Source organism: Pseudomonas sp. Leaf48 (assembly GCF_001421885.1).
Taxonomy (GTDB): Bacteria; Pseudomonadota; Gammaproteobacteria; order Pseudomonadales; family Pseudomonadaceae; genus Aquipseudomonas.
Genome location: NZ_LMLH01000011.1, coordinates 70192 through 89763 on the forward strand (window position 1 = coordinate 70192; position 19572 = coordinate 89763).

The 19572-nt window shown below is 56.9% G+C and carries 16 protein-coding genes and 3 tRNA genes; 18 read left to right on the forward strand and 1 reads right to left on the reverse strand.

Annotation, left to right across the window (positions count from 1 at the left end):
• Positions 1–7: 7 nt before the first annotated feature.
• The 16 genes from folP to ASE98_RS10010 all read left to right on the forward strand — a co-directional run bounded on the left by folP (position 8) and on the right by ASE98_RS10010 (position 16341).
• Entirely contained in the window at positions 8–859 is an 852-nt protein-coding gene (gene folP, locus ASE98_RS09935) for a dihydropteroate synthase (protein ID WP_060541197.1), read from the forward strand.
• A gap of 16 nt (positions 860–875) precedes the next feature.
• Complete coding sequence (gene glmM / locus ASE98_RS09940) at positions 876–2213, forward strand: phosphoglucosamine mutase (RefSeq protein ID WP_060541198.1); 1338 nt, start codon at positions 876–878, stop codon at positions 2211–2213.
• A gap of 66 nt (positions 2214–2279) precedes the next feature.
• Positions 2280–3035, forward strand: coding sequence for a triose-phosphate isomerase (tpiA, locus tag ASE98_RS09945; protein WP_060541199.1), 756 nt, complete (start codon positions 2280–2282; stop codon positions 3033–3035).
• A gap of 4 nt (positions 3036–3039) precedes the next feature.
• A complete protein-coding gene (secG, locus tag ASE98_RS09950) occupies positions 3040–3423 on the forward strand; it encodes a preprotein translocase subunit SecG (RefSeq protein ID WP_060541200.1) in 384 nt (127 codons plus the stop codon).
• A 22-nt stretch (positions 3424–3445) separates the two neighbouring features.
• A tRNA-Leu gene (locus ASE98_RS09955) sits at positions 3446–3531 on the forward strand.
• Positions 3532–3628: 97 nt separating this feature from the next.
• Positions 3629–3705 (forward strand) — tRNA-Met (locus ASE98_RS09960).
• Positions 3706–3843: 138 nt separating this feature from the next.
• A complete protein-coding gene (gene rimP, locus ASE98_RS09965; RefSeq protein ID WP_038843818.1) occupies positions 3844–4302 on the forward strand; it encodes a ribosome maturation factor RimP in 459 nt (152 codons plus the stop codon).
• Positions 4303–4361: 59 nt separating this feature from the next.
• Positions 4362–5843 carry a transcription termination factor NusA gene (nusA, locus tag ASE98_RS09970; protein ID WP_060541201.1) on the forward strand — a complete coding sequence of 494 codons (1482 nt, stop codon included), beginning with the start codon at positions 4362–4364 and terminating at the stop codon, positions 5841–5843.
• Between the two features lie 27 nt (positions 5844–5870).
• On the forward strand, positions 5871–8402 hold the full coding sequence (gene infB, locus ASE98_RS09975) for a translation initiation factor IF-2 (RefSeq protein WP_060541202.1): 2532 nt from the start codon (positions 5871–5873) through the stop codon (positions 8400–8402).
• 159 nt (positions 8403–8561) lie between these two features.
• Entirely contained in the window at positions 8562–8963 is a 402-nt protein-coding gene (gene rbfA / locus ASE98_RS09980; RefSeq protein ID WP_060541203.1) for a 30S ribosome-binding factor RbfA, read from the forward strand.
• A gap of 3 nt (positions 8964–8966) precedes the next feature.
• Complete coding sequence (gene truB / locus ASE98_RS09985; protein ID WP_060541204.1) at positions 8967–9884, forward strand: tRNA pseudouridine(55) synthase TruB; 918 nt, start codon at positions 8967–8969, stop codon at positions 9882–9884.
• A gap of 142 nt (positions 9885–10026) precedes the next feature.
• Positions 10027–10296 carry a 30S ribosomal protein S15 gene (gene rpsO / locus ASE98_RS09990; protein ID WP_011332409.1) on the forward strand — a complete coding sequence of 90 codons (270 nt, stop codon included), beginning with the start codon at positions 10027–10029 and terminating at the stop codon, positions 10294–10296.
• A gap of 194 nt (positions 10297–10490) precedes the next feature.
• Complete coding sequence (gene pnp / locus ASE98_RS09995) at positions 10491–12596, forward strand: polyribonucleotide nucleotidyltransferase (RefSeq protein WP_007915263.1); 2106 nt, start codon at positions 10491–10493, stop codon at positions 12594–12596.
• A 138-nt stretch (positions 12597–12734) separates the two neighbouring features.
• Positions 12735–12810: transfer RNA gene (locus tag ASE98_RS10000), tRNA-Thr, on the forward strand.
• A 238-nt stretch (positions 12811–13048) separates the two neighbouring features.
• Positions 13049–15718 carry a bifunctional diguanylate cyclase/phosphodiesterase gene (locus tag ASE98_RS10005; RefSeq protein WP_060541205.1) on the forward strand — a complete coding sequence of 890 codons (2670 nt, stop codon included), beginning with the start codon at positions 13049–13051 and terminating at the stop codon, positions 15716–15718.
• Positions 15719–16035: 317 nt separating this feature from the next.
• A complete protein-coding gene (locus ASE98_RS10010) occupies positions 16036–16341 on the forward strand; it encodes a DUF6388 family protein (RefSeq protein WP_060541206.1) in 306 nt (101 codons plus the stop codon).
• Between the two features lie 122 nt (positions 16342–16463).
• Here ASE98_RS10010 and nadC read toward each other — a convergent pair whose 3' ends face one another.
• A complete protein-coding gene (gene nadC, locus ASE98_RS10015; RefSeq protein ID WP_060541207.1) occupies positions 16464–17312 on the reverse strand; it encodes a carboxylating nicotinate-nucleotide diphosphorylase in 849 nt (282 codons plus the stop codon).
• A gap of 237 nt (positions 17313–17549) precedes the next feature.
• Here nadC and ampD point away from each other — a divergent pair, with 237 nt between their 5' ends.
• A complete protein-coding gene (gene ampD, locus ASE98_RS10020; protein ID WP_060541208.1) occupies positions 17550–18110 on the forward strand; it encodes a 1,6-anhydro-N-acetylmuramyl-L-alanine amidase AmpD in 561 nt (186 codons plus the stop codon).
• Positions 18107–18943, forward strand: coding sequence for a regulatory signaling modulator protein AmpE (ampE, locus tag ASE98_RS10025; protein WP_060541209.1), 837 nt, complete (start codon positions 18107–18109; stop codon positions 18941–18943). The genes ampD and ampE overlap by 4 nt, the downstream gene beginning before the upstream one ends.
• Positions 18944–19572: the final 629 nt, after the last annotated feature.

A 19572-nucleotide genomic window follows, 5' to 3' on the forward strand; every position in this document is an offset into this window, starting at 1 on the left:
GTTCTAAATGACTTCTGTTCAGTCCTCGACCCGGTTGCCTTGCGGCAACCGGGTTCTTGATTTGGCCCAGACGCATGTCATGGGTATTCTCAATGTCACTCCTGACTCCTTTTCCGATGGTGGCCAATACAGCCAGCTCGATGCGGCCTTGCGCCATGCCGAGGCGATGGTGGCGGCCGGCGCAACGCTGATCGACGTTGGCGGCGAATCGACGCGGCCAGGTGCCAGGGCGGTATCACCGCTGGAGGAGCTTGAGCGTGTAGCGCCGATCGTCGAGCGCATTCATCGCGAGCTGGATGTGATTATCTCGGTCGACACCTCTACGCCTGCCGTCATGCGCGAGGCTGCCCGCCTGGGCGCCGGGTTGATCAATGATGTGCGCTCGCTGCGCCGTGAGGGTGCGCTGGATGCTGCGGCTGCTACCGGATTGCCCGTATGCCTGATGCATATGCTTGGTGAGCCGGGTGACATGCAGGATAATCCGCAGTATCAGGATGTTACGAGAGAAGTGGGTGAGTTTCTCGCCGAGCGCATGGCCCAGTGTTCATTGGCTGGCATTGCACCGGAGCGGATCATTCTTGATCCGGGTTTTGGCTTTGCCAAGACCCTGGAGCACAATCTGAGCTTGTTTAAACATATGGAAGCCCTGCATGCCTTGGGGCGGCCCCTGCTGGTAGGGGTGTCGCGAAAAAGCATGATCGGTCAGGCATTGAGTCGTCCGGTGGGAGAGCGGCTGTATGGCGGTCTTGCGCTTGCGGCGCTGGCTTCGGTGAAAGGAGCGCGTATATTGCGCGTCCACGATGTAGCTGAAACAGTAGACGTGGTGCGAATGATCGCCGCAGTCGAGTCAGCCGAATAAGAATGATGGAGCACTTATGAGCAAAAAATACTTTGGCACCGATGGTATTCGTGGCCGTGTCGGTCAATACCCGATCACTCCGGACTTCATGCTCAAGCTGGGCTGGGCTGCGGGCATGGCGTTCCGCAAGATGGGCGCCTGCAAGGTATTGGTAGGCAAGGACACCCGGATCTCCGGTTATATGTTCGAGTCGGCGCTTGAGGCAGGGCTGACCTCGGCAGGTGCGGATGTGATGCTCCTCGGTCCGATGCCGACACCGGCCATCGCCTATCTGACGCGCACCTTTCATGCTGAAGCCGGTATCGTGATCAGTGCCTCGCACAATCCGCATGATGACAACGGCATCAAGTTTTTCTCCGGCAAGGGCACCAAGCTGCCGGACGAAGTCGAGTTGATGATCGAAGAACTGCTCGATACCCCGATGACTGTGGTTGAGTCGAGCAAGATCGGCAAGGTATCGCGGATCAACGACGCCTCGGGCCGTTATATCGAATTCTGCAAGAGCAGCGTGCCGACCGGCACCGTCTTCTCCGGCCTGAAAGTCGTGATCGACTGCGCTCACGGTGCGACCTACAAGGTGGCGCCGAGTGTATTCCGTGAACTGGGCGCCGAAGTTGTCGTGCTGTCTGCCCAGCCTAATGGCTTGAACATCAACGACAATTGCGGTTCGACCCATATGGGGCCGCTGCAGGCAGCTGTCGTGGCCGAGCATGCTGATCTGGGTATTGCCTTCGATGGTGATGGCGACCGCGTACAGATGGTCGATCACACCGGTGCGGTGGTGGATGGCGATGAACTGCTGTTCATCATTGCCCGCGACCTGCATGAGCGGGGCAAGCTGCAAGGCGGTGTAGTCGGAACCCTGATGAGTAACCTGGGGCTGGAACTGGCCTTGGCCGATCTGGGTATTCCGTTTGTGCGGGCCAATGTCGGCGACCGCTACGTGATTGCCGAATTGCTGGAGCGCAACTGGATCGTTGGGGGTGAGAACTCGGGGCATGTCGTGTGCTTCAGTCATACCACCACGGGTGACGCTATCATCGCGGCGCTGCAAGTGTTGATGGCGCTCAGAAACCGTGACGAAAGCCTGGCGCAGTCCCGGCAGGCGCTGCGCAAGTGCCCTCAGGTGCTGATCAATGTGCGTTTCGGTGGTGGTACGAACCCTCTCGAGCATGCGTCGGTCAAGGAGGCCAGCGAGCGCGTAACCCGTGCGATGGCGGGGCGCGGACGCGTGCTGCTGCGCAAATCCGGGACCGAGCCGCTGGTGCGTGTCATGGTCGAAGGCGAAGACGAAAACGTGGTTCGCGGCTACGCCGAAGAGCTGGCAAAACTGGTTACTGAAGTTTCTGCCTGAATTCGGCTTGCCAGCCTTGTTTGTGTTGGGTAACATCTGCGCCCACTTTGACCGACGAGGTACAGCATGCGTCGCCCTATGGTAGCTGGTAACTGGAAGATGCACGGTACCCGCGCCAGCGTCGCTGAGCTGATCAACGGCCTTCGTGACTTGGCCTTGCCGAGCGGTGTTGATGTAGCGGTATTCCCGCCTTTGTTGCATATCAGCCAAGTGGTTGATGGCGTTAAAGGAAAGTCGATTTCGGTCGGCGCGCAGAACTCTGCGGTGGAATCCGGACAAGGTGCGCTGACCGGTGAGGTTTCGCCAAGTCAGTTAGTGGATGCAGGTTGTTCCCTGGTGCTTGTCGGGCACTCTGAGCGCCGCCAGATTATGGGCGAGCAGGACGCAACGCTGATCCGCAAGTTTGCAGCGGCACAGGCAAGTGGCTTGATTCCGGTGTTGTGTGTAGGGGAGACCCTCGAGCAGCGCGAAGCGGGGAAGACTGTTGAAGTCGTCTCGCATCAGCTGGGCAGCATCATCGACGAGCTGGGTGTCGGTGTCTTTGCTAATGCAGTAATTGCTTACGAGCCGGTCTGGGCCATTGGCACCGGGCTGACTGCTTCGCCGCAACAGGCGCAGGATGTGCACGCAGCCATCCGCGCTCAGTTGGCGGCAGAGAATTCTGAAGTCGCACAAGGTGTGCGGCTTCTATACGGCGGCAGCGTGAAGGCGGCCAATGCGGTCGAACTGTTCGGCATGCCGGATATCGATGGGGGTCTCATTGGTGGGGCTTCCCTGAATGCAGATGAGTTCGGTGCGATTTGTCGCGCCGCGGGAAACTGAAAAAATGCTGGAAACAGTCGTAGTCGTTTTTCATCTGCTGGGTGCATTGGGCGTAGTAGCTCTGGTTTTGCTGCAGCAGGGTAAAGGTGCGGATGCTGGTGCGTCTTTCGGAGCAGGTGCTTCAAATACTGTGTTCGGAAGCCAAGGTTCCTCTACCTTTCTTAGTAAGTTTACTGCTATACTTGCCGCAGGTTTCTTCATAACCAGCTTAGGGTTAGGTTACTTTGCTAAAGAGAAGGCTCAAGAGCTGACTCAGGTAGGTTTGCCAAATCCAGCGGTGTTGGAAGTTCCAAAGCAACAACCGGCTTCTGATGATGTCCCGGTGCTTCAAGAGCAAAAGTCGGCTACTCCAGCGACTGACGTGCCTCCAGCTCAAGAGCAGAAGTAAGAAGGGTTTCAAACGTAGTATTGCCGAGGTGGTGGAATTGGTAGACACGCAACCTTGAGGTGGTTGTGCCCATAGGGTGTAGGGGTTCGAGTCCCCTTCTCGGTACCAATTAGTCAGGAGAGCCCGCTGTTGCGGGCTTTCTTGCAGGTGGAAGGTTACATTGACCCTGTAGGGGATCGGTCGTATACTTCCGCCCCAGCTTTGTCGCGGGGTGGAGCAGTCTGGTAGCTCGTCGGGCTCATAACCCGAAGGTCGTCGGTTCAAATCCGGCCCCCGCAACCAGTTTAAGGAGCCCCTTTTCAGGGGCTTTTTGTTAGCTGGACACTTTCAACGCCGCTGTTCGACGGCGTTTCAAGGATGGGCGTTTCGCCCATTTTTTTATTTTGCAAAGCATGCACATACATGCACTAGGGGGTTCAGGTGTCGAGCAAGCTAGAAGAGTTGCAGGCCTTGCTGGCCCCGGTGGTCGTGGCCCTAGGCTATGAATGCTGGGGTATTGAGTTCTCGGCCCAGGGTCGCCACTCAATGTTGCGCGTTTATATCGATAAAGAGGGCGGTGTGCTGGTGGACGATTGCGCCATTGTCAGCCGTCAGATCAGCGGTGTACTGGATGTTGAAGATCCAATCTCCGTTGAATACACCCTTGAAGTTTCCTCGCCTGGCATGGAACGCCCTCTGTTCACTATTGAGCAGTTTGCAAAATTTGCCGGTGAACAAGTGAAGATCAAGCTGCGCTCGCCTTTTGAAGGACGACGCAACTTTCAGGGCCTTCTGCGCGGCGTAGAAGAGCAGGATGTCGTGGTGCAGGTTGAAGACCATGAGTTCCTGTTGCCGATCGATATGATCGACAAGGCCAACATTATTCCCAGTTTTGACTGAGGCGTGCCAGATACTGCGGATCCCGCGGATCCAATGGCTTGCGAAAGGCGAGGCGTACGATGAGCAAAGAAGTACTGCTGGTTGTTGAGTCGGTATCCAACGAAAAGGGTGTACCGGCAAACGTTATTTTTGAAGCGCTGGAGCTGGCCCTGGCCACTGCTACCAAGAAGCGGTTCGAGGACGAAGTCGATCTGCGTGTGGAAATCAATCGCCACACCGGTGCCTACGAGACATTCCGTCGCTGGACGGTCGTCGAGGAAGCAGACCTGGACGACCCGGCTATCGAAACCTGGCCAAGCAAGGTTGCCCAAACGCATCCTGGCGCCAAGGTCGGTGACGTTGTCGAAGAGAAGATCGAGTCCATCGAGTTCGGACGTATCGCTGCACAGACTGCCAAGCAGGTCATCGTGCAGAAGGTTCGCGAAGCCGAGCGCGCCCAGGTTGTTGACGCTTACCGCGAGCGCCTGGGTGAAATCATCTCCGGCACCGTGAAAAAAGTGACCCGCGACAACGTGATCGTCGATCTGGGCAACAACGCCGAAGCGTTGCTGGCTCGTGAAGACATCATTTCTCGCGAAACCTTCCGGGTTGGCGTGCGTCTGCGTGCGCTGCTCAAGGAAATCCGCACCGAGAACCGCGGCCCTCAGCTGATCCTGTCGCGTACCGCGCCGGAAATGCTGATCGAGCTGTTCCGCATCGAAGTGCCGGAAATTGCTGAAGGCCTGATCGAAGTAATGGCTGCGTCCCGTGACCCGGGTTCGCGCGCCAAGATCGCCGTTCGCTCCAAGGATAAACGCATCGACCCACAGGGCGCTTGCATCGGTATGCGCGGTTCGCGCGTCCAGGCAGTGTCGGGTGAGTTGGGCGGTGAGCGTGTTGATATCGTTCTTTGGGACGACAACCCGGCTCAGTTCGTGATCAACGCCATGTCCCCGGCTGAGGTTGCGGCAATTATCGTTGACGAAGATGCCCATGCAATGGACATCGCCGTCGGCGCAGACAATCTGGCTCAGGCCATCGGTCGCGGTGGTCAGAACGTGCGTCTGGCGAGCCAATTGACTGGCTGGACCCTGAACGTGATGACCGAATCGGACATCCAGGCTAAGCAGCAAGCAGAAACCGGCGACATCCTGCGCAACTTCATCGACGAGCTGGAAGTCGACGAAGATCTGGCACAGGTGCTGGTAGATGAAGGCTTCACCAGCCTGGAAGAGATTGCCTACGTACCGTTGGAAGAAATGCTCAACATCGACGGCTTTGACGAAGATACCGTCAACGAGCTTCGCGCTCGTGCCAAGGATCGTTTGTTGACCAAAGCCATCGCTACTGAGGAAAAGCTGGCAGACGCCCATCCGGCCGAAGACCTGCTCTCGCTTGAGGGTATGGACAAGGATTTGGCGATGGAACTGGCGGTGCGCGGCGTAATTACCCGCGAAGACCTGGCCGAGCAGTCTATTGACGACCTGCTCGACATCGACGGCATTGACGATGATCGTGCCGGCAAGTTGATCATGGCCGCCCGAGCCCACTGGTTCGAGTAATTAGGCGCGGCCTGAGGAGAGAAGTGCATGACGCAAGTCACGGTGAAACAACTGGCCGATGAGGTCAAAACACCGGTAGAGCGCCTGTTGCAGCAGATGCGTGAGGCAGGTCTGCCGCACACCGCCGCCGAAGAAAATGTGACTGACAGTGAGAAGCAATCGTTGCTGACTCACTTGAAAAGCAGCCACAAGGCGAAAGTGGAAGAACCACGCAAGATTACGCTGCAGCGTAAAACCACCAGCACCCTGCGTGTTGCTGGCAGCAAAAGCATCAGCGTTGAAGTACGCAAGAAGAAAGTCTTCGTACAACGCAGCCCGGAAGAAATCGAAGCCGAGCGCAAGCGCGAACTGGATGAACGTCGCGCAGTAGAAAATGCTGCACGCCAGAAGGCTGAAGAAGAAGCCAAGCGCCGCGCCGAAGAAGAAGCGCGTCGCCAGCCTGCTGCTGCGCAAAACGCTACTAACGACGCCGTTGCAGCTCCTGCTGCAGTTGCCGAACCAGTACGTGAAAGCGCACCGGTAGTCGCCGCTGCTCCAGCACCGTCTGCTGACGTTCGTAACAAGCAGAACGAACAGCGCCGTCCGGACAAGCCTCGTGCAGACGACAGCAATCGTCGCAGTGGCGGTGGTGATGGCGAGCGTAAAAACGCTCCGCATCGCGCATCGGTCAAAGAGAAGGCGCCAGCACCACGTGTTGCCCCACGTACTACCGACGAAGAAAGCGATGGCTTCCGTCGTGGTGGTCGCGGCAAGGCCAAGCTGAAGAAGCGCAACGCCCACGGTTTCCAGAGCCCAACCGGCCCTGTCGTGCGTGAAGTGAAGATCGGCGAGACCATCACTGTTGGCGATCTCGCTCAGCAGATGTCGGTCAAGGCTGCTGAAATCATCAAGTTCATGTTCAAACTGGGTACCCCAGCGACCATCAACCAGGTACTGGACCAGGAAACTGCCCAGCTGGTTGCCGAAGAGCTGGGCCACAAAGTGACCCTGGTCAGCGACACCGCCCTGGAAGATTCCCTGGCCGAGTCCCTGAAGTTTGAAGGCGAGGCAGTTTCCCGTGCGCCGGTCGTGACCGTAATGGGCCACGTTGACCACGGTAAGACTTCCCTGCTCGACTACATCCGTCGTGCCAAGGTTGCTGCTGGCGAAGCCGGTGGTATCACCCAGCACATCGGTGCCTACCACGTTGAAACCGACCGTGGCATGGTGACGTTCCTCGACACCCCTGGTCACGCCGCGTTTACCGCAATGCGTGCCCGTGGTGCCAAGGCGACCGACATCGTGATCCTGGTGGTTGCGGCGGACGACGGCGTGATGCCTCAGACCATCGAAGCCGTTCAGCACGCCAAGGCTGCTGGCGTTCCGCTGGTTGTCGCAGTGAACAAGATCGACAAGCCGGGCGCTGACCTCGACCGCATCCGCAGTGAACTGTCGGTTCACGGCGTGACGTCGGAAGAGTGGGGTGGTGACACTCCATTCGTACCGGTTTCGGCGAAGATGGGTACTGGTGTCGACGAACTGCTCGAAGCCGTTCTGTTGCAAGCCGAGGTTCTGGAACTGACCGCTACTCCATCGGCTCCTGGCCGTGGTGTTGTGGTTGAGTCCCGCCTCGACAAGGGCCGTGGCCCGGTGGCTACCGTTCTGGTTCAAGACGGTACTCTGCGCCAGGGCGACATGGTCCTGGTCGGTTCGAACTACGGCCGTGTACGTGCCATGCTCGACGAGAACGGCAAGCCAATCAAGGAAGCCGGTCCGGCCATCCCTGTCGAGATTCTCGGCCTGGACGGTACTCCAGACGCAGGCGACGAGATGAGCGTGGTTGCCGACGAGAAGAAAGCCCGTGAAGTGGCTCTGTTCCGTCAAGGCAAGTTCCGCGAAGTCAAGCTGGCCCGTGCTCACGCCGGCAAGCTGGAAAACATCTTCGAAAACATGGGTCAGGAAGAGAAGAAGACGCTCAACATCGTCCTCAAATCCGACGTCCGTGGTTCGCTGGAAGCGTTGAACGGTGCCCTGAACGGCCTGGGCAACGACGAAGTGCAAGTACGAGTGGTCGGTGGCGGTGTCGGTGGTATCACCGAGTCCGACGCCAACCTGGCACTGGCTTCCAACGCTGTACTGTTTGGCTTCAACGTGCGTGCCGATGCCGGTGCCCGCAAGATCGTCGAGCAGGAAGGTCTGGATATGCGTTACTACAACGTGATCTACGACATCATCGAAGACGTCAAGAAAGCCCTGACCGGCATGCTCGGCAGCGACGTTCGCGAGAACATCCTGGGCATCGCCGAAGTGCGTGACGTGTTCCGTTCGCCGAAGTTTGGTGCGATCGCCGGTTGCATGGTGGTTGAAGGTACTGTTCACCGTAACCGTCCGATCCGTGTACTGCGTGAAGACATCGTTATCTTCGAAGGCGAGCTGGAATCCCTGCGCCGCTTCAAGGATGACGCTTCCGAAGTACGTGCCGGCATGGAATGCGGTATCGGCGTGAAGAGCTACAACGACGTCAAGGTCGGTGACAAGATCGAAGTCTTCGAGAAGGTTCAGGTTGCTCGCAGCCTCTAACTCGCGCACTTCAAGAGCCGTGATGGGCAGCCGCATGCAAATGCACGGCGCATCAGTCGGACTCTAAACGCAACGCCCGGTCTGGCTTTTGTCAGGCCGGGCGTTTGCCGCTTTCAGACCACACGGGTTTCACCGTGGGGCAGTAACAGGTAACAAGACATGGCAAAAGAATACAGCCGTACCCAACGAATCGGCGATCAGATGCAGCGCGAGCTGGCACAGTTGATCCGTCGTGAAGTCAAAGACCCGCGCGTTGGCCTGGTCACCATTACCGCAGTGGAGGTCAGCCGTGACGTTGGTCACGCGAAGATTTTCATCACCGTGATGGGCCAGGACAGCAGCGAAGAAATCGCTCAAAGCATCAAGGTGCTGAACTCTGCCGCCGGTTTCCTGCGCATGCAGTTGGCCCGAGAAATGAAGCTGCGCAGCGTTCCGCAGTTGCACTTCCACTACGACGAAAGCGTCGTGCGTGGTGCGCACCTGTCGGCCTTGATCGAGCGTGCAGTGGCTGAAGACAATCAGCATCCGGTTGCGGCAGAAGCCGAAGACACCAAGGAGTAACCGGTGGCTCAGGTCAAACGTATCCGTCGTAACGTCAGCGGCATCATCCTGCTCGACAAGCCGTTGGGGTTCACCTCCAACGCGGCCCTGCAGAAGGTCCGCTGGTTGCTCAACGCCGAGAAGGCCGGCCACACCGGCAGTCTCGACCCCTTGGCCACCGGCGTGTTGCCGCTGTGCTTCGGCGAGGCCACCAAGTTCTCGCAGTACCTGCTCGATTCCGACAAGGGTTACGAAACCCTGGCGCAATTGGGCAAGACCACCACCACGGCGGATGCCGAGGGTGAGGTTTTGCAGGAGCGGCCGGTGACCGTTGGTCGCCCCGATATCGAGGCTGTGCTGCCGAAATTTCGTGGGCAAATCAGTCAGATACCGCCGATGTACTCTGCCCTCAAGCGTGACGGTCAGCCGCTGTACAAACTGGCTCGTGCAGGTGAAGTAGTGGAGCGCGAACCGCGTTCTGTTACTATTACGCGCTTGGAATTACTGGCCTTCGAAGGTGATACTGCGCGGCTGGCAGTGGATTGCACCAAAGGTACCTATATCCGCACCCTGGTGGAGGATATCGGTGAGCAACTCGGTTGTGGCGCTTACGTTGCAGAACTGCGACGTACCCAGGCCGGGCCTTTCACCCTGGCGCAAACGGTTACCCTCGAAGAGCTCGAAGCGGTACATGCCGAAGGCGGCAACGAAGCGGTCGATCGCTTTCTGATGCCATCGGACAGCGGCCTGCTCGACTGGCCACTGTTGCAGTTCTCGGAAGCGAGCGCGTTCTACTGGCTCAACGGCCAGCCGGTACGTGCCCCGGAAGCACCGAAGTTCGGCATGGTACGGGTACAGGATCACAATGGTCGCTTCATCGGGATCGGTGAAGTGAGCGAAGACGGGCGCATCGCGCCGCGTCGTTTGATTCGGTCAGAGTGACCGAAACCAGTCTGTGTCAAAGCAGGCTGGCGAGGGTGGCTGTCAACAGGCACGGTCACTACTCTTTTTTAGATACAGGGATTTGTCCCTGGCCTGTTGAAACTGTTTTTCTGAAACAGTTTCCTGATAAAAGGATTGCCTCATGGCTCTCGACGTTCAAGAAAAAGCTCAAATCGTTGCTGACTACCAGCAAGCTGTTGGTGACACTGGTTCGCCAGAAGTGCAAGTTGCACTGCTGACCGCCAACATCAACAAACTGCAAGGTCACTTCAAGGCCAACGGTAAAGACCACCACTCCCGTCGTGGTCTGATCCGCATGGTAAACCAGCGTCGTAAGCTGCTGGACTACCTGAAAGGCAAGGACGTGAGCCGTTACAGCGCTCTGATCGCTCGCCTGGGTCTGCGTCGCTAATAAGCGATTGCGCTAGAGGTTGGTTGTCTGTCGTGCGTCAGCGGGTTTCCCGCTGGCGCATGGCAGGCTCCCAGCCTCAAGTTTTATCTGGATATACGTTTTACCCTGGACAGGCGTTGGGCCGATTCCCGACATTGCCCAAGAATTTCGCAAGAAACCAGTTCCCCCAAGAGCCACAAAGAAGGTAGGACACCGTGAACCCGGTAATCAAAAAATTCCAGTTCGGTCAGTCGACCGTTACCCTCGAGACCGGCCGTATCGCCCGTCAGGCATCCGGCGCAGTATTGGTCACCGTTGACGACGACGTCAGCGTATTGGTGACCGTAGTCGGTGCAAAACAAGCCGATCCAGGTAAGGGCTTCTTCCCTCTGTCTGTTCACTACCAGGAAAAGACTTACGCTGCCGGTAAGATCCCTGGCGGTTTCTTCAAGCGTGAAGGCCGTCCTTCCGAAAAAGAAACCCTGACTTCCCGACTGATCGACCGCCCGATCCGTCCGCTGTTCCCTGAAGGCTTCATGAACGAAGTGCAGGTTGTCTGCACCGTCGTTTCCACCAGCAAGAAGACCGATCCGGACATCGCTGCGATGATCGGTACCTCGGCTGCCCTGGCGATCTCCGGCATTCCTTTCGATGGCCCGATCGGCGCCGCTCGCGTTGCTTTCCACGAAAGCACCGGCTACCTGCTGAACCCGACTTACGAGCAGCAAGCTGCTTCGAGCCTGGACATGGTTGTTGCCGGTACCTCCGACGCCGTGTTGATGGTTGAATCGGAAGCCAAAGAGCTGACCGAAGACCAGATGCTGGGCGCTGTACTGTTTGCTCACGACGAGTTCCAGGTTGTGATCAACGCTGTCAAAGAACTGGCTGCCGAAGCTGCCAAGCCAACCTGGACCTGGGCTCCTGCGCCAGAAGCCACCGAACTGCTGGGCGCTATCCGTGCCGAGTTCGGCGAAGCGATCTCCCAGGCTTACACCATCACCGTCAAGGCCGACCGTTACGCTCGCCTGGGCGAGTTGAAGGATCAGGTCGTTGCCAAGCTGTCCGGTGAAGAAGGCCAGCCTTCGTCCAGCGAAGTCAAAGCTGCTTTCGGCGAAATCGAATACCGCACCGTTCGCGAAAACATCGTAAACGGCAAGCCACGTATCGACGGCCGCGACACCAAGACCGTACGTCCACTGAACATCGAAGTTGGTGTTCTGCCCAAGACCCACGGTTCGGCTCTGTTCACCCGTGGCGAAACCCAGGCTCTGGTAGTCGCGACTCTGGGCACCGCCCGTGACGCACAACTGCTGGACACCCTGGAAGGCGAGAAAAAAGACCCGTTCATGCTGCACTACAACTTCCCTCCGTTCTCGGTAGGCGAGTGTGGTCGCATGGGTGGTGCTGGTCGTCGTGAAATCGGTCACGGCCGTCTGGCCCGTCGTTCGGTTTCGGCCATGCTGCCTGCCGCTGACGTGTTCCCGTACACCATCCGCGTGGTTTCGGAAATCACCGAATCCAACGGTTCGAGCTCGATGGCTTCCGTTTGTGGCGCTTCCCTGGCCCTGATGGACGCTGGTGTACCGATGAAGGCACCGGTTGCCGGTATCGCCATGGGTCTGGTTAAAGAAGGCGAGAAATTCGCTGTCCTGACCGACATCCTGGGTGACGAAGACCACCTGGGCGACATGGACTTCAAGGTAGCCGGTACCGCCAAAGGTGTTACCGCGCTGCAGATGGACATCAAGATCAAGGGCATCACCGAAGAGATCATGGAAATCGCTCTGGGCCAAGCCCTGGAAGCGCGCCTGAACATCCTCGGCCAGATGAACCAGATCATTGGCCAGTCGCGTACCGAACTGTCGGCCAACGCTCCGACCATGATCGCGATGAAGATCGACACCGACAAAATCCGTGATGTCATCGGTAAAGGCGGCGCGACCATTCGTGCGATCTGTGAAGAAACCAAGGCTTCGATCGACATCGAAGACGACGGTTCGATCAAGATCTTCGGCGAAACCAAGGAAGCGGCTGAAGCTGCACGTCAGCGCGTTCTGGGTATCACCGCTGAAGCCGAGATCGGCAAGATCTACGTTGGTAAAGTTGAGCGCATCGTCGACTTCGGCGCATTCGTCAACATCCTGCCGGGCAAGGACGGTCTGGTACACATCTCCATGCTGAGCGACGCTCGCGTAGAGAAAGTGACCGACATCCTCAAAGAAGGTCAGGAAGTGGAAGTACTGGTACTGGACGTGGACAACCGCGGCCGTATCAAGCTGTCCATCAAGGACGTAGCAGCAGCCAAGGCTTCGGGCGTTTAATCAGCCCTGCTTGATTGCTTCAACGTTATAAAAAAGGCCCCGCAGTGAAAACTGCGGGGTCTTTTTTTGCCTGTCATAAAAGCAAAGATCTGTCTCAAAGTTGCCGGCGCCCGGGACCGGTGCTAGGTTTAGCCCACCGCCCGTGTAGCTCAGCCGGTAGAGCAGCGCACTCGTAACGCGAAGGTCGCAGGTTCGATTCCTGTCTCGGGCACCATTTTCGATGTCATGGGTTACCCAAACCACAATAAGCGCCAGCCCACATTGCCTCCGCGAATCTGCGGCAGAGGCAGGCTAACTTGATCTGGTAAATGACCTGCGCTTTTACCGGGAAACTCAGCTCTGGCCTCCAACTCCTGCTAGCCTCAGGCTTTCAGTATATAAAAAGCGAGTGTCTGCTCTGCTCAAGGGCTTGAAGCAGCTCAGCCAACGGTAAAAATGACTGGTAGCAAGTTATGAGCATAAATCGTACCAGTGCGTTGCTTTTGCCAGGTTTGTTGTTGCTCAATCTCATCGTTTGGGCGGGGGCATGGGAGTGGTTGAGTACGACACGTGAGCAATACGAGACGAAAGTCTCCATCCAGGCTGACAACCTGTCGCTACTTCTCTTTTCGGATTTTAACAGCCAGTTCGAGAATATCGATCGCACTTTGACTGCGGTGGCGAGTGAAATCGAGCGTCAATATACGATCGGGGAGCTACGCCCGGAGTTCGTTGAACCGGTGCTCAGGCAGCATCTGTTTGTGCTCTCTTCCATGGTAGGGATGCGGGTGGTGAACGCAGATGGCCAAGTTGTTTTCGGTGCAGAGGGGCGATCACAGAATTTTGCTAGCGATCGTGATTATTTCAAACGTTTGCGTGATGATCCCGAAGCGGGCATGGTAATAAGCGACCCTATGGTTGGTCGTATAACCCAAACTTGGGATATTATTTTTGCCAGGGCAATTCGTACGCAGCAAGGGGCGTTTGCCGGTATTGTTACCCTCGTGCTGCCGATCAGTACGCTTAATGACCGATTTGCCAAAATTTCCAGCGGTTCGTCTGACTCCTTCTCCATATTTAATGACAACAGCTGGCGTTTCGTAATCCGCTACCCTTCAGGTGTGGTTACGCCGGGAGAGCCGCTAATTATTCGAAAAGATGCGCCCATGATCGTCGCGCGGCGCACTTCTCGACTTTCAGGGAAATTTGTAAACGTTGCACCGCAAGATGGAGTTCTGCGTTCATACGGATACCGCTGTATGGACAAGTATCCGATTTGCGTTCTCGTAGGCGTAGGGTTGGAGGCTTATCTCGCACCTTGGGTTACTGAGCGGAACCTGATTATTGGCTTCGTTATTCTGTTTGCATTGATTACGGTACTGCTCTGGTGTCTGACTTATCGCGCGTGGGTGAAACAGCTCAATGCCATAAGTGCTGAACAAGAGGCCTATAAAGCCAGGGACGCTGAATATCGATTCAGTCAGACAATTATCGAAGAGTCGCCTATTGCTGTAATGACGCGAGATACTGTTGGCGTTATAACCCTGGCGAATGAAGCCGCAGAAAAACTTCTAGGGTGGCCAGCCAGCGAACTGGTCGGGCAAAGGCTTGAGCGTGTACTTCCTGACATGGCTAAAGAGATGGAATACGTTCGTCAGGAAGTATTCGCAGGCGAAACCATTGTAGATCGTGAGGTCGTTCGCTCTTATCGGGACAGGCAGTGCGATCATTTCAGCGTTACCCAGGCACCGTTGCGTGATGAGCATGGTGTCATCACCGGCTATCTGACGATGGCGATGGATATAACCAAGCGCAAAGAGGCTGAGGCAAAAGCCGAGTTTTTTGCTACGCGGGATGCATTGACCGGTTTACCGAACCGGTCGCTGCTACAGGACCGTTTCGAGCAAGCGATGAATGACAGGGAGGGGCAGCGTCTCAGGCGGGTATTCGTTGCGCTTAAATTGAACAACTTCACAACCATCAACGAATCGCTTGGGCATGCAGCGGGAGATGCAGTGCTGCGTATTGTCGCTAAACGCCTGAGCGGTTGTGTGCATGAATCAGACACTGTAAGTCATCAGGATAGCGATGAGTTTTTCCTGCTTCTCAATGGAGTGGGTGGATTAGCGAAAATACAGAGGCTCTTGCACGATGTTAAACTCCGCTTGGCTGAGGTCATGGACGTTAACCAAGAAGACATATATACCTCGGCGACGATGGGCGTGGCCCGGTTTCCCGAGGATGGTGAAACTTTCGACAAGGTTTTGCGCAATGCCACTGCTGCGATGACTCGTGCTAAAGGCGGTGGCAAAAACTCGATTTGTTTTTTTGATGAGCGACTTGATCACGAAGCGGCCGACTTTATCCGTATGGAGGTCGGATTACGCAAAGCGCTGGAAGTAGGAGAGTTTGAACTGCATTATCAACCCCAGGTTGACCTTCAAAGCGGTCTTGTTTCAGGGGTGGAGGCTTTATTGCGCTGGCGGCATCCTGAAAAAGGCATAACTCTCCCTGAGATGTTTGTTCCGATTGCAGAGCAAAGTGGTCTTATTGTGCCGATCGGCGATTGGGTCGTGCGCGAATGTTGCCGTCAGGGGCAGGAGTGGCGTAGGGCAGGGGTTCCTCCTATACGCATTGCAGTAAACCTTTCGACTGTACAATTCAGTCACGGTGATATCGAAGATACAATTCGCCGCGCCTTGAACGAATATGAGTTCAACCCCTATTACCTTGAACTTGAGCTTACGGAGTCGGTGCTTATTCGTAATACCGAACATGTACTTTCCACGGTGCGACGACTCCAACAGCTTGGCGTGGTGGTATCTGTGGATGATTTTGGCACAGGGTACTCAAGCTTGGCCTATTTAAAGCGCTTCGACATAGATAAGCTGAAGATCGACAAGGTGTTCGTGAAAGACTTATGTCAAAACGTCAATGACCAATCAATCGTACGCGCGATCATTCAGATGGCGCATGCACTTAACCTCCACACAATAGCCGAGGGCGTCGAGGATCAAGCAACGCTGGACTACTTGCAGCAGTTGGGCTGCGACGAGATACAGGGTTACCTGATTGCCAGACCGATGCCGGCAGAACAAGTCGCAGCGTTTATTTGCCAATACCGAGAGGGTTGGAGCCTATGAAAACGGCTCCACGCTCAGTACCGTTCGATTGGAAGCCTGATGGGCAGTGGCCATCAGGCGGTTGAGTGGTCATCGCGCTTCCCCGTGCCTGTCGAACCTCCTGCATACATATTTTTTGCAGATTTGATGTGAAGATGCATATAAATCCTCTGCCAAACGTCCTATATTCGGAGCCTGCCTGAGCTCCGCCCAGCAGTTTTCCAATGATCCAGAATGGTTCTGAAGGCCAGATAAACCGGGCCTAAGCCGGTTTTTGCGTCAAGAGAGATCCTTGAAGATCCAGATCCATCTTCCATTCCCAGATCAGCGAGAACGCCATGACCGTTAAACAGATGACCCAAGAAGCCAGACACGAAGAAGCCCTCAAGAAGTACGTGCTGGATGTGCCCGAATTGAAGGAAGAGATCAAGGACTTGAGTCCGGATGATCAGAAAGACCAGATTCAGTGGGCGTTCGAGGATGAAGCCGAAGCCCAGGGTTTGCAGCCGTGGGAGTTGAGCCTCAAGTACACCTCGAGCCCGGAGGAGTTCGAGGCTGCCCGTCTGGCGCTGCACAAAGAGGCGGCCGAAGTCTTGGGTGTCGACTGGGAAGAGTACTGCGAGATGAACAATCTGGTGGTTTGAGCATCGTTGAACTGTAGGAGCGAGCATGCTCGCGATGGACCCGAGAGCGCCACGTTTAACCAGTAAACCCGCGTAATCGTTAACGACCATCGCGAGCACGCTCGCTCCTGCAGCACGAGTGATCAGATACTCAATCGCATCGACAGATCGACCGCCTTCACATCCTTGGTCATCGCGCCGATCGAAATGTAGTCCACCCCGGTCTGTGCAATGGGCAGCAACGTGCTTTCGTTGATCCCGCCACTGGCTTCCAGCTTGGCCTTGCCGGCGTTCAGGCGTACGGCTTCGCGCATGTCATCCAGACTCAACTCGTCGAGCATGATGATGTCGGCGCCAGCCGCCAGTGCTTCTTTGAGCTCACCCAGGCTTTCGACTTCAATCTCCACCGGCTTGCCCGGGGCGATCTTGTGCGCGGCAGCAATGGCCTGAGGGATCCCTCCGCAGGCGGCGATATGGTTTTCCTTGATCAGGAAGGCGTCATACAGGCCGATGCGGTGGTTGTGGCAACCACCGCAGGTCACCGCGTACTTTTGCGCCAGACGCAGCCCCGGCAAGGTTTTGCGCGTGTCGAGCAGCTTGACCTGGGTCTGGGCCACGAAGTCCGCCAGGTACTGCGCGCGGGTGGCCACGCCGGAGAGCATTTGCAGGAAGTTGAGCGCGCTGCGCTCACCGGTCAGCAGTGAGCGCGCAGGGCCTTCCAGGTGGAAGAGCACCTGATTGGGGATGACCCGTTCGCCATCGGCTACCTGCCAATGCACCGCCACTCGTGGGTCCAGTTGCCGAAATACCGTATCAACCCAGGCTGTACCGCAGATGACGGCAGCGTCGCGGGTAATGATGGTGGCTTTGGCCAGGCGTTCGGCCGGGATCAACTGTGCGGTGATGTCGCCGCTGCCGATATCCTCGAGCAACGCACGGCGCACGTTGGCTTCGATTTCGACGGTCAGATCGGCGAGACGTAGATTCGGCATAACGGACTCCACAAACAAAGTGGCTCGATTATAGGGCCATGCGATGGGCCAACCCAAGGCGTCGCAGGTATTCCTCTCGATCTGGCAACTGTATTGGCTCCAATCCCGATGATCGACCCTGACCCGGTGGCGTCGGCGATCGATAATCTCCAGCGCTTCAATCGTGGCAAGTGATCGCGCCCGGAGGGTCTATCGCGGCATACTGGGGCCTACACAGTCGACATTGCAGGAACCGGTATGCAGTTGGACCCCGTGAGCGGTTGGTGTCAGGGCGCGCATATATGCCCGTCACCCAACTTCAATGAGCGCCCCTCGGGTGAAATTTCCCTGCTGGTGATCCACAACATCAGCTTGCCGCCAGCGCAGTTTGCCACTGGCAAGGTGCAGGAATTTTTCCAGAATCGTCTGGACGTCACCGAGCACCCCTATTTTGAGGGAATTGCCGACCTGCGGGTGTCGGCGCATTTTCTGATCGAGCGTGACGGCGGCGTCACACAATTTGTTTCCTGCCTGGAGCGCGCGTGGCATGCGGGAATTTCCAGTTTCGAAGGGCGGGAAACCTGTAACGATTTTTCCGTAGGCATCGAGCTTGAAGGCACTGATGATCTGCCGTACACCGACGCGCAGTACGGGGCGTTGACTGCCTTGACCCGGCAACTGCAACACGTCTTCAAGGCAATCACCGCTCAGCGCATCTGCGGGCACAGCGATATTGCACCTGGGCGCAAGACCGATCCAGGGCCGGCGTTTGATTGGGCACGCTACCGTGCCGCCCTGGCACAAGAGGAAGGACAATGAGTTTTCTGGTTTTGCTGTTGGCCGTGTGGATCGAAAAGTTTTCGGCTATGCGCCATCAGGTACAGCGCGACGGCGGCTGGATACGCGAACTGAACAAGCTTGAATCAAACCCGCGCCTTGCACAGCGGCCCTGGCTGGTACTGGCGGTGCTGGTATTGGCGCCCGTGGCGCTGCTGGCTTTGTTGCTGGTGGTGCTGGAGCCGGTGGCCTACGGCTTGCTGGTGCTGCCGATCCACTTGCTGGTGGTGATTTACAGTTTGGGGCGTGGTGATCTTCTGGCGGGACTGGGGCCGTTCCGGGATGCCTGGCGCCGTGAAGATCTGCAGGCGGCAGCCCATGTGGCAGACCGCGACCTGGGTATCTGTGCCGACGATGGCGAGCAACTGCTGGAGCGAGTCCAGGGGCATTTGCTGTGGGAGGCTTACCAGAGCTTTTTCGCAGTGATTTTCTGGTATTTCCTGCTGGGGCCGGTCGCGGCATTGAGCTATCGGCTGCTGGCTCTGGCTGAGGAGCACGGGACGAATCCGGCGGTGGTCGAGCGCGCAGCTCAACTGCGTCATGCGTTTGATTGGGTGCCGGTGCGCCTGCTGGCGGCGAGCCTTGCCCTGGTGGGCAATTTTGTCGCGGTCAGCCGGGTAATGCTCAGTGAGCTGCTGAACTGGAACATCAGCGCCGCGCAGTTGATCGAAAAAGTCGGGCTGGTGGCGGGGGAAATCCCGGCGCCGATAGTCGGGCCAGAGGGCATCCACAACCTCGACCGGATCTGGGAGTTGCTGCTGCGTGCCGCAGTGCTCTGGTATGCGGGGTTTGCGTTGTGGACTGTCCTGCACTGATAACGTGAAAGATCGTCCCTTGGCAGCCCCGGCCATCGGACGATCTTGCCGTTAACCTTAAGTTACAAAACTTCCTGCCGATTTAATATATACAGAGACAGCGCTCAATAGTGGCGATCTGCTGGCGATCTGCGCCTGCCAATAAAAATAATAAATTGAAACGGAGACATCCAGTGAAGAGCTTGCTCTATCCCGCTGTCGCTCTGATGAACCGCCTGAGCTTCGGCATGAAGTTCAGCCTGATCAGCGTGCTGTTCCTGGTGCCGATGCTGGTGACCAACTTTTATCTGGTGCGCGACTCTTATCGCGAATTCCAGGGCACGCGGGTCGAACTGCAGAGCCTCGATCTGTTGGGCAGCAGCCTGACGCTACGCCGCGATCTGGAAACCCTGAACAATCTGGTGCAAATCAATGTCATCCTTGGCCAGTCCGGCAAAGGCGGCAATGTCGAATCGAAAATCAGCCCCCTGGAACAAAACATTCTGGCCCGTCTGCAAGGTCTGGCGGCGACGACCACCGACCCGGAGCAGATCGCGGCGTTCGATGGCAAGCGCGATGAAATGATCGCCGCATTCAAGGCCCAGCAAACAGAAAGCTCCCTGCAAAGCAAAAGTGCGCTCATCGGCAAA

Coding starts and splice junctions, on each gene's coding strand:
- folP (WP_060541197.1), top strand. CDS start 8: ATGACTTCTGTTCAGTCCTCGACCCGGTTGCCTTGCGGCAACCGGGTT.
- rbfA (WP_060541203.1), top strand. CDS start 8,562: ATGGCAAAAGAATACAGCCGTACCCAACGAATCGGCGATCAGATGCAG.
- nadC (WP_060541207.1), bottom strand. CDS start 17,312: ATGCCGAATCTACGTCTCGCCGATCTGACCGTCGAAATCGAAGCCAAC.
- glmM (WP_060541198.1), top strand. CDS start 876: ATGAGCAAAAAATACTTTGGCACCGATGGTATTCGTGGCCGTGTCGGT.
- infB (WP_060541202.1), top strand. CDS start 5,871: ATGACGCAAGTCACGGTGAAACAACTGGCCGATGAGGTCAAAACACCG.
- ampD (WP_060541208.1), top strand. CDS start 17,550: ATGCAGTTGGACCCCGTGAGCGGTTGGTGTCAGGGCGCGCATATATGC.
- rpsO (WP_011332409.1), top strand. CDS start 10,027: ATGGCTCTCGACGTTCAAGAAAAAGCTCAAATCGTTGCTGACTACCAG.
- nusA (WP_060541201.1), top strand. CDS start 4,362: ATGAGCAAAGAAGTACTGCTGGTTGTTGAGTCGGTATCCAACGAAAAG.
- ASE98_RS10005 (WP_060541205.1), top strand. CDS start 13,049: ATGAGCATAAATCGTACCAGTGCGTTGCTTTTGCCAGGTTTGTTGTTG.
- ASE98_RS10010 (WP_060541206.1), top strand. CDS start 16,036: ATGACCGTTAAACAGATGACCCAAGAAGCCAGACACGAAGAAGCCCTC.
- secG (WP_060541200.1), top strand. CDS start 3,040: ATGCTGGAAACAGTCGTAGTCGTTTTTCATCTGCTGGGTGCATTGGGC.
- ampE (WP_060541209.1), top strand. CDS start 18,107: ATGAGTTTTCTGGTTTTGCTGTTGGCCGTGTGGATCGAAAAGTTTTCG.
- tpiA (WP_060541199.1), top strand. CDS start 2,280: ATGCGTCGCCCTATGGTAGCTGGTAACTGGAAGATGCACGGTACCCGC.